Annotated in this window: 19 protein-coding genes; 5 read left to right on the top strand and 14 right to left on the bottom strand. The window is 58.0% G+C overall.

The features are described 5' to 3' along the window. Positions 1 to 164: 164 nt before the first annotated feature. Positions 165 to 914 (bottom strand): SDR family NAD(P)-dependent oxidoreductase, encoded by a 750-nt coding sequence (locus E0E00_RS06300; protein ID WP_130811715.1) that lies wholly within the window; start codon positions 912 to 914, stop codon positions 165 to 167. A gap of 228 nt (positions 915 to 1,142) precedes the next feature. Here E0E00_RS06300 and E0E00_RS15345 point away from each other — a divergent pair, with 228 nt between their 5' ends. Both E0E00_RS15345 and E0E00_RS06290 read left to right on the top strand, forming a co-directional pair. Next, positions 1,143 to 1,463, top strand: a complete 321-nt coding sequence (locus E0E00_RS15345; protein ID WP_130811714.1) for a LysR family transcriptional regulator substrate-binding protein — start codon at positions 1,143 to 1,145, stop codon at positions 1,461 to 1,463. Positions 1,464 to 1,503: 40 nt separating this feature from the next. Beyond that, positions 1,504 to 1,779, top strand: coding sequence for a hypothetical protein (locus E0E00_RS06290; RefSeq protein WP_130811713.1), 276 nt, complete (start codon positions 1,504 to 1,506; stop codon positions 1,777 to 1,779). Between the two features lie 71 nt (positions 1,780 to 1,850). On the opposite strand, the gene E0E00_RS06285 is transcribed toward E0E00_RS06290, so the two are convergent. The 11 genes from E0E00_RS06285 to E0E00_RS06235 all read right to left on the bottom strand — a co-directional run bounded on the left by E0E00_RS06285 (position 1,851) and on the right by E0E00_RS06235 (position 11,271). Further along, on the bottom strand, positions 1,851 to 2,600 hold the full coding sequence (locus E0E00_RS06285) for an SDR family NAD(P)-dependent oxidoreductase (protein ID WP_130811712.1): 750 nt from the start codon (positions 2,598 to 2,600) through the stop codon (positions 1,851 to 1,853). A gap of 162 nt (positions 2,601 to 2,762) precedes the next feature. Beyond that, entirely contained in the window at positions 2,763 to 3,527 is a 765-nt protein-coding gene (locus E0E00_RS06280; protein WP_130811711.1) for a S9 family peptidase, read from the bottom strand. A 307-nt stretch (positions 3,528 to 3,834) separates the two neighbouring features. After that, the gene (locus E0E00_RS06275; protein ID WP_130811710.1) at positions 3,835 to 4,191 is read right to left on the bottom strand and encodes a hypothetical protein; all 357 of its coding nucleotides are present in this window, start codon (positions 4,189 to 4,191) and stop codon (positions 3,835 to 3,837) included. A 75-nt stretch (positions 4,192 to 4,266) separates the two neighbouring features. Then, the gene (locus tag E0E00_RS06270) at positions 4,267 to 4,926 is read right to left on the bottom strand and encodes an HAD family phosphatase (protein ID WP_130811709.1); all 660 of its coding nucleotides are present in this window, start codon (positions 4,924 to 4,926) and stop codon (positions 4,267 to 4,269) included. 95 nt (positions 4,927 to 5,021) lie between these two features. Further along, positions 5,022 to 5,414 (bottom strand): hypothetical protein, encoded by a 393-nt coding sequence (locus E0E00_RS06265; RefSeq protein WP_130811708.1) that lies wholly within the window; start codon positions 5,412 to 5,414, stop codon positions 5,022 to 5,024. 2 nt (positions 5,415 to 5,416) lie between these two features. Continuing rightward, positions 5,417 to 6,601, bottom strand: coding sequence for an anhydro-N-acetylmuramic acid kinase AnmK (gene anmK / locus E0E00_RS06260; RefSeq protein ID WP_130811707.1), 1,185 nt, complete (start codon positions 6,599 to 6,601; stop codon positions 5,417 to 5,419). A gap of 2 nt (positions 6,602 to 6,603) precedes the next feature. After that, positions 6,604 to 7,521, bottom strand: a complete 918-nt coding sequence (locus E0E00_RS06255) for an N-acetylglucosamine kinase (RefSeq protein ID WP_130811706.1) — start codon at positions 7,519 to 7,521, stop codon at positions 6,604 to 6,606. Continuing rightward, positions 7,518 to 8,618: a DUF871 domain-containing protein gene (locus E0E00_RS06250; RefSeq protein WP_130811705.1), complete on the bottom strand. Its 1,101-nt coding sequence runs from the start codon at positions 8,616 to 8,618 to the stop codon at positions 7,518 to 7,520. Before E0E00_RS06250 ends, E0E00_RS06255 begins: the two co-directional genes overlap by 4 nt. 91 nt (positions 8,619 to 8,709) lie before the next feature. Beyond that, complete coding sequence (locus E0E00_RS06245) at positions 8,710 to 10,008, bottom strand: PTS sugar transporter subunit IIC (protein WP_130811704.1); 1,299 nt, start codon at positions 10,006 to 10,008, stop codon at positions 8,710 to 8,712. 65 nt (positions 10,009 to 10,073) lie between these two features. Then, complete coding sequence (locus E0E00_RS06240; protein WP_130811703.1) at positions 10,074 to 10,376, bottom strand: PTS sugar transporter subunit IIB; 303 nt, start codon at positions 10,374 to 10,376, stop codon at positions 10,074 to 10,076. Positions 10,377 to 10,422: 46 nt separating this feature from the next. Continuing rightward, on the bottom strand, positions 10,423 to 11,271 hold the full coding sequence (locus E0E00_RS06235; protein WP_130811702.1) for a MurR/RpiR family transcriptional regulator: 849 nt from the start codon (positions 11,269 to 11,271) through the stop codon (positions 10,423 to 10,425). A 392-nt stretch (positions 11,272 to 11,663) separates the two neighbouring features. On the opposite strand from E0E00_RS06235, the gene E0E00_RS06230 reads away from it, so the two are divergent. Genes E0E00_RS06230 through E0E00_RS06220 form a run of 3 tightly spaced genes read left to right on the top strand, consistent with a single transcriptional unit; the run spans position 11,664 to position 14,403 of the window. Next, positions 11,664 to 11,996: a PTS lactose/cellobiose transporter subunit IIA gene (locus tag E0E00_RS06230; protein ID WP_130811701.1), complete on the top strand. Its 333-nt coding sequence runs from the start codon at positions 11,664 to 11,666 to the stop codon at positions 11,994 to 11,996. 8 nt (positions 11,997 to 12,004) lie between these two features. Further along, positions 12,005 to 12,925 (top strand): N-acetylmuramic acid 6-phosphate etherase, encoded by a 921-nt coding sequence (murQ, locus tag E0E00_RS06225; RefSeq protein WP_130812618.1) that lies wholly within the window; start codon positions 12,005 to 12,007, stop codon positions 12,923 to 12,925. Then, a complete protein-coding gene (locus E0E00_RS06220; protein WP_130811700.1) occupies positions 12,922 to 14,403 on the top strand; it encodes a glycoside hydrolase family 1 protein in 1,482 nt (493 codons plus the stop codon). Before murQ ends, E0E00_RS06220 begins: the two co-directional genes overlap by 4 nt. Positions 14,404 to 14,546: 143 nt before the next feature. Here the strand turns inward: E0E00_RS06220 and E0E00_RS06215 are convergent, their stop codons facing one another. Both E0E00_RS06215 and E0E00_RS06210 read right to left on the bottom strand, forming a co-directional pair. Next, positions 14,547 to 14,807, bottom strand: coding sequence for an integrase core domain-containing protein (locus tag E0E00_RS06215; protein ID WP_165443582.1), 261 nt, complete (start codon positions 14,805 to 14,807; stop codon positions 14,547 to 14,549). Between the two features lie 38 nt (positions 14,808 to 14,845). Beyond that, a complete protein-coding gene (locus E0E00_RS06210) occupies positions 14,846 to 15,142 on the bottom strand; it encodes a DDE-type integrase/transposase/recombinase (protein ID WP_165443581.1) in 297 nt (98 codons plus the stop codon). Between the last annotated feature and the right edge of the window lie 813 nt (positions 15,143 to 15,955).

Raw genomic sequence — 15,955 nt, 5'->3', positions numbered from 1 at the left:
GAGCAGGCCAGCCGTTGCCGACCCCACCCGTCGCCGCAGCCGTCCCGCGCCCGCAGCCGTCCCGCGCCCGCAGCCGTCCCGCGCCCGCAGCCGTCCCGCGCCCAAGCAAAAGCCCCCTGGCACACAAGTGCACCAGAGGGCCGTAACGCCAGGTACCTCTCGTCCTACTGCGCGGTGTAGCCGCCGTCGACATAGAGCTGCGTTCCCGTGACAAACTCGTTCTCGACAAGGAAGACCACGGCGTGCGCAATCTCCTCGGGCTTGGCAAAGCGCCCAAGCGGGTGCATGGCGAGAAGCTCATCGTGGCGCTTCTGCCCAATGAGCTCGGCGCTCACGAGTGGAGTATCCACGTAGCCGGGGTTCACCGTGCTCACGCGGATGCCGTCTTTTGCCAGCGCCAGCGCGGATGACTTCGTTAGCAGGTTCACGCCGCCCTTTGCCGCGCAGTACGACGGGATGAGCGGGTCGCCAATCGTGCCCTCGATGGAGGACGTGCTCACGATGGCCCCGCCGTGACCCTGCCTCTTCATCTGGATGGCCGCGTACTTGACGCCGTAGAAGACGCCCGTGAGGTTGATGTCGATGACCTGGCGCCAGTCCTCGTCGGTCATCTCGTCCACCGTTGCCATGGTACCGGTACCGGCGTTGTTGACCATGATGTCCAAGGAGCCAAAGCGATCGACAGCGAAGTCGACCAGGTCCCTTACGCTCTTCTCGTTTGACGCGTCTGCCTGGCAGAAGGCGACCTCGGAAGACGTTCTGGAAAGCTCCTCCACGGCCTTCTCGCCGCGTTGGGCGTTGCGGCCAGCCACGACGACCTTGGCTCCCTTGGCGAGAAGTGCCTGCGCCGTGGCAAGGCCAATGCCCGAGGTGCCTCCAGTGACGATGGCGGCCTTTCCCTTGATGTCAAACATGTGGGCCTCCGTTCGTTGATGGCGTATATGCCAAGGGCGAGCAGTCCTCCCCTTTGGCAAGGCTACCCACCCGGGCGCACAACACAAAAGAGATTCCGCATGTCACGGCTGGATGGCAAAAGGTATTCCTTGAAGGAATGCTCCCTGCGTTTCCCACTAAGGCGGGCCTAGTGCTGCTCGCACGCTGTGAGGAGACCCTCAGGCTGAGCAACGAGACCCTGCGCGAAGATGCACGGCGTCCGCACAGGCACCTCAGGACCGCTACGCGTTGGGTATTTGCCCGCAACACCCCTTGCCCTCATCGCTCCAGCAATCACCCGGATGGCGCAGGAGCATCCGGAGACGGACCTCTCGTTCACGGAGGCATCCGGCTTGACCGACCCCTGTGATGAGATACGCCGCGGAAGAGTGGACGTTGCAATAACGCTCGAGGAGAACGCCCACCCCCAGGACGCTGTGGGCATGCGTGTCCTCAGGCGCATGCGCTACTGTGTGTTGACTGGTTACGGGTCACCCTTTTTCCCGTCACACCGCCTGTACACCGAGTGACCTTGCGTGACAGCGCATAGCACTCTTCACCAGCAACGACATGCGGAGCTACCACGCCAAGGCCCGCTACCTGGTGTCTGTTGGGTGTGATGCACAAGATATGACCTACGTGAGCGCACACGCCGAGATGGTGCTGCTTGTGTGTACGGGCAGGTTCCTCTGCCTGGGCGCCATCGACGTAGGCCTGCCGGGGGAGCGGGTCCCCGACAAGGTTGTCTGCGTCCCGCTTGTAGGATGCAAGCCCACGGGCGGTGACATGGTCGTGGCATATGACACGGGCAATGCCGCTGCATGCGCTTTTGCGAACGTGTTATGACTGCGCACATGAGAAAGCCCTCCGACATCCTGCGGTGCCGGAGGGCCATTATGCACGGAATCCCTTTCGCCTTACTGTGCGGTGTAGCCGCCATCGATGTAGAGGTGCGTGCCGGTGGTGAACTCGTTCTCGACAAGGAAGACCACGCCGTGGGCAATCTCCTCGGCCTTGCCAAGGCGTCCCAGCGGGTGCAGGGACTCAAGGCGCTTCATGCCATCCTCGCCCATAGTCTTCTCGTTAATCATACCGGTATAGATGTAGCCGGGGTTCACGGTGTTCACACGGATGTTGTACTTGGCAAGCGCCAGAGCGGCGGACTGGGTAAGCAGGTTCACGCCGCCCTTTGCAGCGTTGTAGGACGGCAGGTTGGGGTCACCGATGGTGCCCTCGATGGAGGATGTGCTCACGATGGCGCCGCCGTGGCCCTGCTTCTCCATCTGGAGGGCTGCGTACTTGATGCCATAGAAGACGCCGGTGAGGTTGATGGAGATGAGCGTGTTGAAGTCCTCGTCGCTCATCTGGTCAACAGGGAGGAAGTTGGCGATGCCGGCATTGTTGTACATGATGTCAACCGAATCGTATGTCTTCACAGCAAAGTTGATAAGGTCCTTAACCTGCTCGGGATCGCTGGTATCGGTCTTGTGGAAAACGACGTCCGGAGATACTGCCCTGAGCTCCTCAAGCGCCTTGGCTCCACGCCCCTCGTTTCGGCCAGCGATAACGACCTTCGCGCCCTTTTCGAGGAATGCCTTCGCGGTAGCCAGGCCAATGCCCGAAGTGCCGCCAGTTACAACCGCAGTCTTGCCTTTGATTTCAAACATGATTTCCTCCCAACAGTTGTGGAATGGTGACCAACACATAGAAGCCCCTACCCGTGACCAAACTGGATAACGCACGGCTTCCGCAAGCAGTAGGAAAAAAACGTTTTATCGGCAGCGGTTTGGTGCTGTTACCACCTTGGGGGAGATTAGGCACGCGCCCCATTACCGTCCAATGTGCGCCCGCAACCACTCGGTGGCCTGGTCGACAACCTGCCAGTACTGCTCGCCCGTGAAGCCGTGACCACCACCGGAAATAACACGCAGCTCGCAGTTGGGAAAGAGGCTCGCCGCACGCTGCGAGTAGGACAGGGGCACCGCCTTGTCGGCATCCCCGTGAAAGAGCAGGACGTCTCGCGGAAAGGCCGGGATGTGCTCGTAGAAGTCATAGTCATAGCAGGACCTTAGGAAGTCCCCGCTCACGTCCATCCCCATGATGGGAAAACGATCCGGAAGGAGGTCACGGTTGGGACACGTCTGGTGCACCGCGTCATGCAGGTTGAATGCCGGGTAAAGCAAGACGCACCCGCTTACAAGGTCGGCGTTTGCGCGTGCCGCCATGAGCGTAACCGTTGCCCCAAGACTCGATCCGCAGAGAAACAGGTTCCTCTCATCGACGAATGGCTCACGGGAGAGTTCCCAGGCAACGGACTCGAGGTCATGCTGTTCGGTGAAGAGCGACATGTTGTCCTGCCAGTCACTCCTGCTGTAGTTGCCTCCCCCGCAGAAGTCGAAGACGTACGACACCATGCCGCGCTCTGCGGCGGTGCGGGCGTAGGGCTCCATATCCCCATGGTTGGTGCTCAACCCATGCGAGAAGATCGCCGTTGCGCGCGGGCGGCCATCATCCCACCCTTCGGGCAGGAACAGCTTGCCGTAGATGTTCTTGTCCTCACGCCGGCACCAGTGCTCTCGCTCCTCGTAGCTCATGAGATGGCTCCCATCTAATAGCCAGATAACGATGTATCTGTTCGATATTGTACAAAGTATGACTTTCGAAGACGTTTTTAAAAGTGTGAAGACAACAGAACGACTACTTAGGGAGAAGGACTTTTTCAAGTGCAAGCAAAGGTTCCCGCTAGCGAGTAAAGCTCAAACGTCGAGCATGTAGTCGTTTTCCAAACGCGAGCGGCTGATTTAGCTAGCTATACGAACCGTTAGCCTTGCTTGAGGCATGCGCAAGTAGACGTAGTCCCACTCCTCGAAAAGCCGGGAAGGGGAACCGAACGGAGCGGAACTATCCCTTGCCTCCAGAGAGATGATGGACCAGCGCCGGCATGCCAAGATCAACGACCATGCTGCCAAGGTACAAGATGATCTCCCACACGTCAGGCGAGACAGACGAGCCCCACTTGATGGCCGTCATTACCACGGCCGCAATGCTTGCAACCAGCCACAGGTTGAACCCCGCGTCCTGGTTGCTCGAGAGTATATAAATGAGAAGCCCAGAGACCATGCATATTTTCACAATGACAAAAGCGCAGTTAAGGGCTGGAACACCAATGGGATAGAGCATGAGGGCTCCCAAAATGGCAAGGACAACTGCCACCCATGCTGCCGCAACGGAGTTCTTGTTCTTCGTGAGGCCTGCCATCCAAACCATCTCCTTAAGCCCAATCTTACCCGAAGAACCTACCCAGTTTGGAATGGATTAACAGCCCGAGAGATGCTACCCGAGCTTCCCCGCTTCCACAAAGTCGCGAACGTCAAGCAGCGAGCTGCAAACGCACGTCGCAAGCCCACGAATCTCCGGGGTGGGCGCAACCATATCTGGGACCATCGCCGAGAGAAAGTCACCGGCAGACGCAGCGCGAATCCCATTGGGGCTGTCCTCAAGAACGAGCGAGCGTGCAGGCGTTACATGGAGCCTACGGGCCGCCTCAAGGAACACGTCTGGCGCAGGCTTTGACGGCAGGCCGTCATCACCCGCGATAATGGCAGAGAAGTACTTCTCCACTCCACCCTTGAGAAGGTGCGTCTCCACAATGGCTCTGGGTGACGCGGAGGCAACGGCACATGGTACGTCCCGCTCGGCGAGAAACGCAAGAAGATTGTCGAGACCAGGCTTCTTGGGGGCACCGTGCGCGAGCATCTCTTCAATTCCAATGCGAACGTGCTCGCGGACGGCAGGAACCGCACGGGGGTCATGACCATACTCCTCATCGACAAGCTCCTCGATGCGATGCTGGCTCATGCCAAAGAAGCGCTGCATAAGGCCTGGCTTCAGCTCAAGCCCATGCTGCCTAAAGGCAGGCTCCCATGCCGAGACCCAGATTGGTTCGGTGTCAAACATCAGACCATCCAGATCGAATATAGCCGCCTCAAGCATGGGAGCCTCCAGAGAACTTCGCTTGGCGAATGACTGATACTCTAGGATACCGGGAAGTCCATGAGGCGTGCGTTGGCCAACGGCTCCTGGGGTTCTTACAGCGCAATGCCGCGGAAGGCCATGAGGTAAGTCACAAGCAGAAGCGCCAGGAGGGAGATGACCAATGTCATCCAGAAACCCTTGGTCGGGCCCCGTTTGGAGTCGAGGAAGTACCTGGTAAGCGCCAGCGCGCCAGAGATGAGCAGCGGTCCAAGCACCAGCATTGAGGTCTTCGCCTCCACCCCGGCACCAAGCAGAACGGCGGGAAGAACGAGGTACCCCAAGAGCGCGGCACCAGCAATGATTGCCGAGCTCGTGAACGTGAAGGGATACGTTCCAGTCCTCTCCACCTGTTCATCTACTCGATCATCCGTGATCACGCCATGCATCCTCACCCAATCCCTTTGAGTGGGCCTGCTCTCACCTCCCTTTTTGCGCTTCTTGCTCATCTCTATGCCTTCCTTGAACATGACTCGACTTCAGGACTCCAGCCTTGGGGCGGCAGGGTGATGGTTCCAAGAACGGCAGGATAGGCTGCCCCCGTCGCGCTAGGAACATTCGATGGGCACCCATGCAGCGTCTGGTTTCCAAGGACGGCAAAGGCAACCGCTTCCTTTGCGTCGCTCGAGAACCCAAGATCCTCCTGGGTCATCACCTCGGTGTTGGGAAGCCGCTCAGAGAGACCGCTGAGGATGACCGGGTTGTGCGCCCCGCCGCCTCCAACGACGAGCCGATCAATGCTGCCGGACACGCGCGGCTCTACAAAGCGCACGCATGTATCCGCAACGCTTGCTGAGGTGAACTCTGCCAGCGTGCGGACTATGTCCTCTGGGGGAATGGTCCGGTACGCGGAGAGAATTTTGTCAACTGCCTGCGCACCAAACACTTCTCTCCCCGTACTCTTGGGAGGTTCCTTTGACAGGTAGGGACTGGACATGAGCATCTCGAGCAGGTCCTTATTGACAGAGCCGCGCTTCGCAATCTCTCCACTACGGTCAAAAGGCATGCCAAAGAGACGATTGCAGGCTTCGTCAATCATCATGTTGCCTGGACCAGTGTCGAAGGCAAAGACCCCAGACGCGTTGCTGCGCGGAAGCACGGTCACGTTACCGATACCGCCCAGGTTGAGAAGGACAACGTTTCTCTCCGAGTCTCCATACAGAATTTGCTCGGAGAAGGGAACGAGCGGAGCTCCCTGCCCTCCTGCAGCCATGTCTGCCTTGCGAAAGTCAGAGACCACAGTGACCCCATGTTCGCGAGCGATTACCGATGCCTCCCCCAACTGGAGAGTACCCGCACACCAGCCCCTGGGGGGGTAAGGCTCGTGCCAAACAGTCTGTCCATGACAGGCAACAAACGTAAGGGCAGTGTCGCTGACCCCTGCCGATTCGCAGACTTTGCCAACTGCCTGGGAGAACAAATGACCAAGCTCAAAGTTGAGAGAACAGAGGAGCCGAGACGAACTCTCCTCCAAATCGCATACGCGCTCAATCCTCCGTCGTATGTCCGCTGGCATGAGGAGAGTTTCGAACGACCTAAGGCGAACGCTGGTCGAACCGTCTACCCCATCGACCTCGACCAATGCGGCATCGATTCCATCAAGGCTCGTGCCGCTCATAAGCCCAACCGCAAGCACCCCTACATCCCCTTTCCCAAAGTATTTCTCAGGACAAGACAAGCACCGGCATCAGGACCATATTCCGGAGCGGCAAGCCTGCACGACACGGGGAGCAGCCCTCCTGAGAGTAGGTCGAGAATGACACCGTCCCCGCCCTTGAAAGTCCCTCCAACATAAGAGGTCCTTACCTCAGGAGAGGTTGGGAACAGCTCGCGGACGAGGGTCGAGACCATCTTGGCATCGGCTGCCGCCGCATCATGCAGGATGAGCTCTGCTTCTTTGTCACCTTCCGCCGCAGCCTCGAAGACCAAGGGGGCGAGGGAGGCAACCTCCGTGCGACCGGAGAGCGTTGTTCTCCTCAGCGCAATTAGGTCGTAGTCGTTCTCAAGCCCAAGGTGGTCGCGTAATAAAACGTAGAGTGCGCCGAGGGGAGCCCTCCCGTCAGACTCTCTGCTGAAGGCCTGCAGGAGACGTCGGCCAATCCACCAGCCGCTCCCCTCGTCATCGATTTGGAAACCCCATCCCCCGCAGCGAAGCTCTTTTTCTCCCCGAATCCCCAAAGCTGCGGACCCCGTACCGGCAACAACAACGATGCCGTCCTCGAGACCGAGAGCGGCAACACAACCAGCCTTCAAGTCACTCATCAGGACATGCGGATGACCCTGTGCCTCGTCTTCGCAGACAGACTCTATCTCGTCACGAGAGATGGGCTCGTTTCCATAGCCGGCAAGCCCAAACCCAATCCCCCACGCGTCACCAAGGCCACCACAGCGCATTGACCATTCGATGCCATCATGGAGGACGCTACGCATGCCTTCCTTTCCTACCTGCCCAATGTGGCAGGTAGGAAAGTCCTTGGTGGCGAGCCTGCTCATATCCTCGCTGAACGTGGTGAAGGTAGTCTTTGTCCCACCTCCATCGACACCAAGCCACCTCATTTGGCGTTCGCCTCGTGGAAACGGAACTTCTGCCAGGGCTTGATGGTATCGATAAGGAAGTGCTCTTCCTCGGGGATGTGGCCAACCACACTACTCTTCCCGCTGTTACGCATATCACTGCGAGCAATCTGCAGCTCGCCAGCATAGTGCCCATACTCGCTGCTCTCAATGACGACGTCCCCCCGATGAATAATCTCTGGGGCGTCCAACACATCGAAGTGGTGTCCGCGGTACTTCACGCGGCTCTGCGTGGACCTAATGAAGTTCTCGGAGACATCGCCCCTGTTGAAGTGCAGCTCGTCAAGAACGATAGAGCGCTCGACTTCCGGCAGCCCCTCGTCGAGCACGACGCCAAAGGAAGCGAGGTTCTTGGGCAGCCTTGCAACGTCGTCGAGTTCTTCCTGCGTGGGATAGCAGTTTGAGATGATCACGTCATCAATATCCCCCATGGATATGTAGTGCTCGACCTGCAGGTACAGCGGGAGGTGACGATGCATCTCTAGTGTGGGGAGCCCATCGGTCACCGGCCAAGGGCCAAAGGTGTCAGGTGCTTGCGACGTTACGAACGCAGCGGTCTGCAGGCCATACGACTTGAAGCGGCGAGTGCACGACCGGAAGAAGTCAAGGCCAAGACCAGAGTAGTTATGGGGGTAGAAGTTATGGCACCCCACGAGATGCGTCGGATCAGGCCGGTAGTCCATGATGGTGTCGATGTAGTGGACGTCGTTGCTCATGTTCACTTCAACGGTAAGCCCCTCGGGGTTGAAGGTCATGAGTGATTCCTCGCTGCCCGTGAAGCCCATGTCGAGACGTATGCCGTCCGCGCCAATCTGCTTGAAAAATGACAGATCTTTATACGACACCCCCAGCTCTTCAAATACCCTCGGGTTGCAGTCAAGAACCACCTCGAACCCAAGCTCGTGTGCTCGGGCATTGATATCCGAGAAGTCACGCATAACGTTCTCTCGGCTGTCCTTGACCGAGAGTAGGCAGCTAAAGATGCGAGAAAAGCCGGCAGCAGAAGCCCTCTCCATGTAGTCCAGCAGTTGGTTCCTGTCGCTCTTCTCGGGATAGATCGATATTCCAAGACGCTTCATGCGCCCCTCCTTTTCCCATCTTAAACAACAGCGGCCCTGGAGTTTACGCCCCGGGGCCGCGATGGGTACCTGGGACAGCGGACGGCTTGTACTACTCCGCCGCCTCTTCAGGCTGCTCCTGATTGAGGAACTGCTTGTCGTACATCTTGACGAACGGGAAGTAGCACGCAACGGACACGGCAATAAGAACGCAGCAGAGAACGGCCGCACGCCAGTCACCACCAGTCGCGAGATATGCGCCGATGGGACCAGGGAGGGTCCACGGGGCGGTGATGACCACACGGTTTACCATGCCAAGGCTTGTTGCAACCCAAGCGATGATGGCGCAGATCATGGGCGTGACAACAAAGGGAATGGCCAGCGTGAGGTTGAGCACCACAGGAGCACCAAAGATGAGGGGCTCGTTGATGTTGAAGATGGCAGGGGCGATGCCAATGCGGCCAAGGTCCTTGAGGTACTTAGACTTGCAGACGGTGACCAGAAGGATTGCGAGACCAATGGTGCAGCCAGAGCCGCCAATCCAAATGAACCACTGGTAGAAGGGCTCGGCACCAATTGCAGGCAGCGACGTTCCAGCCACGCCGGACGCTGCTGCGTTCGCGTTCTGCTCGAGCAGGGCAAGCCACAGCGGACGGGCAATCGAGCCCACGATCGAAGCGCCGTGAATGCCAAAGAACCAGAAGAAGCAGGTGAGGAAGCACACAAGCAGGACACCGGGCAGGGTATCCGTAGCTGCGACGAGCGGGGTGATAACGGCAGTAATCGCGCCGTTCCAGTTGAAGCCCAGGTAGTACGTGATGGAGCCAATGAGAAGCATCACGAGCAGCGTCGGCGTGAGGGCTTCGAACGACCGGGAGACCGAAGGGGGCACCTGGTCAGGCATCGTAATGTGGAACTTGGAGTTCTGGGTGAGCCTGAAGATGTTGATGGCAATGAAGGTCACGATCATGCCAACGAAGAGGCCGCCGCTGCCGAGGGACGCCATGGGAAGCACAAAGCCGGCAATGCCTGCATTGGCATCTGCGCTCACGTTGACGGGGGTGATGGTAAGAAGGAAGGCCATCACTGACATGATGCCGCCGGACAGGCCGTCAAGCCCGTAGGACTTAGCGAGGCTGTTGCCCATTCCAAACACAGCGTAAAGCGACATGATGTACATGGTCATGCGGTAGGGCAGCAGAATCGTAGCGGCATTCGCCTTGAGGAACTGATAAACGCCCCAATCCTCGGGAAGAGGTGGGTTTGCGATAATGAGGAAAAATGAGCCAACAATGATGAGCGGCAGTGCCGAGATGACGCCATCGCGTACTGCGAGAAGGTACTTGTTGGATCCGAGCTTGCTCATCACGGGTCCCAGCTTCTCCTCCAAGAACTTCTGGAACTTCTCCATGCGACCTCCTAGACCGTCTGTTATTCACTTATCAAGCTGTGATCATTGATGCAAAACAAGTAGTGCTATCCGAGAACCTTGTCGACTCCCTTGAGTATGTTCTCGACGTTTCCGAATGCATAATCCTGCGGGACAATGGGAACCACGGGGATATTTACGGTTCCGGCGATCTGTGCCTTGCGATAGGCAATCTGGGGGCCGAGAAGAATGATGTCGTAGTCCTTGGCCTCATCCTGGTAGTTTCCGGTTCCGCAGGCATCCACTTTGAGAGAGATATCATTCTCGTTGGCGTACTTCTCCATCTTGTTCATGAGAACCGAGGTTGACATTCCGCCTGAGCAGACTAGCAAAATCTTGTACTCCTTCATCGTGAACACTCCTCTCTGGTCTCGGCAATCGCGAGACCCATCAGCGTTAGTGCCTTTCGATGTAGTTGCGCTCGAACCATTCAGAGCATCGCTCGTAGTTCTTGTTCACGTATGCCATGAAGAGGATATCGACGATGTCCAGCTGAGAAATACGTGACGCACGCGCTGAACTTCGGAAAATCGATTCCGTCGACGCAACGTATAGCGTTTGATCCGCCAAGCGAACAAACTCTGAATCATGCCCAGTACGCGTAATGGCAACGAGCTGTGCACCACGCTTCTTCGCCCGCCTCGAGCATTCGATGACCTCGTGCGTCAATCCCGAATAGCTAAAGGCAATAGCAAGGTCCCCCTCCCCCATGTTCGTCGCATACACCAGCTGCACGTGCCAGTCGTCATTGATGTTGCAGCGAACATTGGCACGTATGAGCTTGTAATACAAGTCTCGTGCGCTCAAGAGCGAGGAACCCATCCCAAACAAGTTGATGGTCTCCGCCTTGCTCATCATGGCAACGCATGCCTCGATAGCTTCCACGTCATTGAGCTTCTCGGTAATCGCGAGAGACTCAATATTTCTTCTGGTTACCTTGAGGATCGTCTGCCTCACCGAATCCTTTGGGCTTACGTCCCCAATTGACGTTCTCTCACTGTCTCGCCTTCTCGCAAGCTCGAAGACAAGGGACCGTTGAAACTGGCGATAGCCGCTTAGTCCCAGGTGTCTGCACATGCGGGAAATGGTTGAGGGTGATACGAACGATGCATTCGCAAGTTCATGGATGCTCATGCCCATGACATCCTCTGGATGCGAGAGAACGTAGTCGATTGCGTTTCTCTCTGTAACTGTTGCGCTGTCCCTATTCTCTTTTAAGAGTGCAATGACATCGCGCTGTTCCATCGCCTGTCCTCTAACGTTGTACCGATGTGGAATTATCATGTCACGCTATTTCTCAATAACTGATATTTTATTTCAATTTTGAAAGTCCAACACTCCAAACGGCTTTTGGGCACCGCTGGGCGGCATTGACCATCAGTGCCAACGTGTCAGCAAATCGCATGGTCAAATGGTTAGATTCTAGCGTTACGCAGAAACAGCAGGAGCAGAAATGCATCGTTTACCTGCAAGTTAATCGGATGACTTCAATGTTGTCACCAGGGTTCTCCGTTTAGCTTCACATGGGTGCATTCGTTCGTCAAAAGGGCGTTTTGACCGTTTGTTCGTTCCAAATGTGATGCGTATTCTCATTTCAGCAAGTTGGGGAACAATCGCTTTAGGAGGGAATCTCGCTTATGGACGAAAAGAGTGTCCAGACTTCATTCGAGATTATCGCCGAGTCCGGAGAAGCGCGAAGCAAGGCTTATGAGGCGCTCGGCTATGCCAAGCAGGGGGATTTTGATAAGGCAAAATCCACCATGGTCGAGGCTCAGGAAGCATCGAACAAGGTGCACGCCATTCAAACTGACCTCATCACGAGGGCGGCTCGCGGAGAGGAGCTTCCTCTCGATATCTTGCTCATCCACTCCCAGGACCATCTGATGGCATCCATCCTTGCCATCGAACTCATTCAGGAACTCATTGACCTCTACGAGCTGAGGGCAAAGGACAGGGAGGAGCGGGCATGAGCACGGTGCTGCCGAATCTGGGTTGTCTGCTTACCGAGCAGAGAAACCCGGATACCATGGAGCTGGACACCTTCACTCCTCTTCAGATTGTCGAAGCGATGAACCGGGAGGACCGTCGCGCGGTTGACGCCGTACATGCAGTCCTTCCTCAGGTAGCGCAGGCAATCACCTGGGCAACGCAGAGCCTAAGCGCAGGAGGAAGGATACTTTACGTAGGCGCGGGCACAAGTGGAAGGCTGGGCCTGCTGGATGCCGTCGAATGCCCGCCAACCTTTGGCGTATCGCCGGATGTAGTGGTGGGAATAATCGCTGGCGGCAAGAATGCATTCATTAAGGCACGAGAGGGCGCAGAGGACTCAGAGGAATCTGGCGAGGAGGACCTCCGGGACAAGAGTCTCTGCAGCAAGGACATTGTCATTGGCCTTGCGGCTAGCGGTCGTACACCCTATGTTGTGGGAGCGCTCCGCTTTGCTCGCTCTCTTGGATGCAAGACTGTCTCGATTGCCTGCAACCCCAACTCAGAGATATCCTCTGAATCCGACTTGGCCATAGAGGTAATAACGGGACCCGAGGTGCTCACGGGATCCACCAGGCTCAAGGCGGGAACGACACAGAAGCTCATCCTCAACATGATTTCGACCGGCAGCATGGTAGGAATTGGCAAGGCGTATCAGAACCTCATGGTTGATGTGCAGCAGAACAACGAGAAGCTCCGTGCAAGGGCTCAGGGCATTGTCTGCGAAGCATGTGGCTGCACGCCCAATGTTGCGAGCGAAAAACTGGATGAAGCCAACGGGAATGCAAAGCTCGCCATTACCATGCTCCTGCTCAACTGTGATGCGGGAGCCGCGCGAGCAGCCTTGCGAGAAGCGAAGGGACACGTGCGCCAGGCAGCAAAGAATGTCAGTCCGGAGAGGCAGCTGGCATGAGTTTCGAGGTCCCAAGGCGAGCCCTCCTCTGGGGTGGGGCGACATCTGCAAGTCAGTATGAGGGCGGCTCCGACATGGTCGGCAAGGGGCCGGACACACAAGACGTTCGCCCCTTCCGGCCAAGAACCAGCAAGGCAACAACGGAGACGCGCCTTCTCACCAAGAGAATGGTAAATGAGGCGCTTGACTCGGGATTTAATGGGAACTACCCCTTCAGGAGGGGGACAGAAGGCATCTCTCACTGCGAAGAGGACGTCGCGCTCCTCGAGGACCTTGGAATTGACATCTATCGCTTCTCTATCAGCTGGGCGCGGCTCTACCCCACTGGTCACGAGCGCAACCCAAGCCCCGAAGGCGTTGCGTATTATGACAAGGTGTTTCGTCTGGTACGCAAGGCCGGCATGCGCGTATTTCTCACCCTTACGCACTATGCCATGCCAATAGACTTGGTGCTCAGTGATGGTGGCTGGCTTAACAGATCAACAATTGACTGCTATCTCAGATTTGCAGAATTTGTATTCACGCGTTGGGGGAAATACATCGACTACTATCTCCCCTTCAACGAGATTAACGCTGGGTATTTTAGTCCGTGGAATGGCGTGGGGCTTCTCAAGCCCGAGGAAGGTCCATACGATCAATCCAAAGTCTTCCAGTCCTTACATAACCAGTTTGTGGCAAGCGCGCAGGTAATACAGCTGCAGAGGCGCATTGCCCCCACCTGCAAGAGCGGATGCATGGTCGCAGACTTCTGCTATTACGCCAATACGCCTTCGCCGGAAGACAACCTCAAGTTGGTGAAGGACGAGCAGATAAGCCAGTGGTTAGCAGTCGATGTTCTGGCGCGCGGATTCTATCCCTCGTACACGGCACGATTCTTTGATGAGCGCGGGATCAAAATACGCATGGGCGAGAACGATCTAGAGCTCCTGGCTCACAACACGTGCGACTTCGTGAGCATCTCCTATTACCAATCATCCGTTGTGTCCTGTGGCGATGATGGGCCGCAAACGGCGGGCAACCTCGTATGCTCAACAGTAAACCCATACCTTGCCTCATCAGAGTGGGGATGGCAAATAGACCCGGTGGGCCTAAGAACCGCACTAAACGTGCTGTATGACCGTGTGCACAAGCCTATCTTCGTAGCAGAGGGCGGATTAGGTGCAAGAGATAGGCTCGTGGTCAGCAAGGACGAGAAGCGCGTTCACGACGCACGTCGCATTGAATACCTTTCGGAGCATTTTAAGCAGGTGATTGAGGCCCAAAAGGACGGCGTAGACGTGCTCGGCTACATCGTATGGGGAATCATCGACATCGTCTCGGCAGGCAGCTGTGAGATGGAAAAGCGCTACGGTGTCGTCTACGTCGATGCGGACGACGAGGGCAACGGAAGCTACGAACGCACTCGCAAAGACAGCTTTTGGTGGTACAAGAAATTCATTCAGGACTACCACCAAAGGGAGAAGCCAGCCTCCGAATAACGAAATTCAACGGCTTTTCTAAGGCGGCTCGGACAACCAAGGAAAACAAGGTGAAGTGGCTGGGGAAGTTCGACACGGCAAGCCGTCTGCTACCGAAAGCCCAAATCCGATGATGCCCTAGGATTAGCCGTTCCTCGTCCTCGCTAGGCCGCGATTTCGCCGATTCCCGCGTAGTACCAGTCCCTAGGCACGTCGTACCCCAGTGACTGGTGGATGCGACGGTCGTTGCAGTAGCCCACGAACTCGGCAGCCAGGGACTCCAGCTCCCTCGGCGCCGAGCGCTCGTGGGTGCGCAGCCACTCCGACTTCAGGGTCCCGAGCCACCTCTCCGTCAGCACGTTGTCCGCCAAGCGGGCGCGTCTGTCCATGCCCTGCGTGACGTGGCTGCCCTCCAGGAGTCCCACGTGGGCGTCCGACCCGAAGGCGGACCCCCGGTCGCTGTTCATGATGGGGGGCTACCTCGCCCGCGGAAGGCCGCCCTCGCGCAGGCCACGACCCCCTCCGCCCGCATCGTGTCCGACAGCCCCCAGCCCACGATGTGGCGGCTGTGCCAGTCCATGACCGCCGTGAGGTGCATGTGGCGCCCCCCGATCTGCACGTAGGTGATGTCGGTCGACCACACCTGGTCGGGGAAGAGGACCCGCTTGCCCCCGAGCGGGTACGGGAACCTCCTGGAGTGCTTGGACGGCCTCGAGAGCGACGGCAGCGGGCAGCAGGGGCGGTAGGGGCATGCGGACAAAAAGTTGGACCAGATACGGTCCGGTCAGGAGTCCGCAATGAGCTTTGCGCCAGAGCAGAGGAAGAGGGCGCTCGAGGTCCTCGGGGCATGCGGTGGGAAGGTGACCCTCGCAATCCGCAGGCTCGGACATCCCCCAGGCAGGCCATGCATGCCTGGGTCCGGGGGAGCGATGCCGCGCATGCGGGGACCGCCGGCCGTCCCTTCGGCCGCTACGATCCCGAGACGAGGGCGGAGGCCGTCAGGCTCGTGCAGGGCGGGGTGGGCGGGAAGGGCGTGGCGAGGGCGCTCGGGGTGCCCAATGCTGCCACTGCGTACAATCGGGCGGGACCGGCCGAGGGGGCCCTCCACACCAGCCAAGCCGACCGTGCCCGAAGGGGGCGAGCGCGCCTGGTCGGGCTTCGAGGGGACGCCCGAGGGGCGCATGAGGCGGCCCGGGCCCGAGGACGACACCCTGCGCGGAGTGGTGGAGGCTTTGAAGGCCGCAGGCCCCGATGCGCTGACGGACAGGGGGAAGGCCCTGGCCATGGGGCATCTGAGGCAGACGGCCGGCCACGCCTCGAAGGGCCTCGCCGCTCCCTTGGGGATGTCGAAGGGCCCCTGTGAGTGCCGGCGTGCGGCTCTTGCCAGGCCTGGCAAGCATGCCGGGCCGCGCTCGAGTGTGTTTGATAGCCTCGGAGTTGCACAAAAAAGCAGAGCGGCTTTTCACTCGTGAGCATGAAAAAGTTTCACAGATAGGCAAGGGGGACACGTCCTGGCACCGCACACATTGCCATGCTCGATTCGCAGGGCCCAACCCACGGGTCGAGAGGCAGG

The organism is Olsenella sp. Marseille-P4559 (assembly GCF_900605015.1).
Lineage (GTDB): Bacteria > Actinomycetota > Coriobacteriia > Coriobacteriales > Atopobiaceae > Tractidigestivibacter.
Note: the sequence above shows the minus strand (reverse complement) of the source record. Positions and strands in the feature narration are given on the sequence as shown.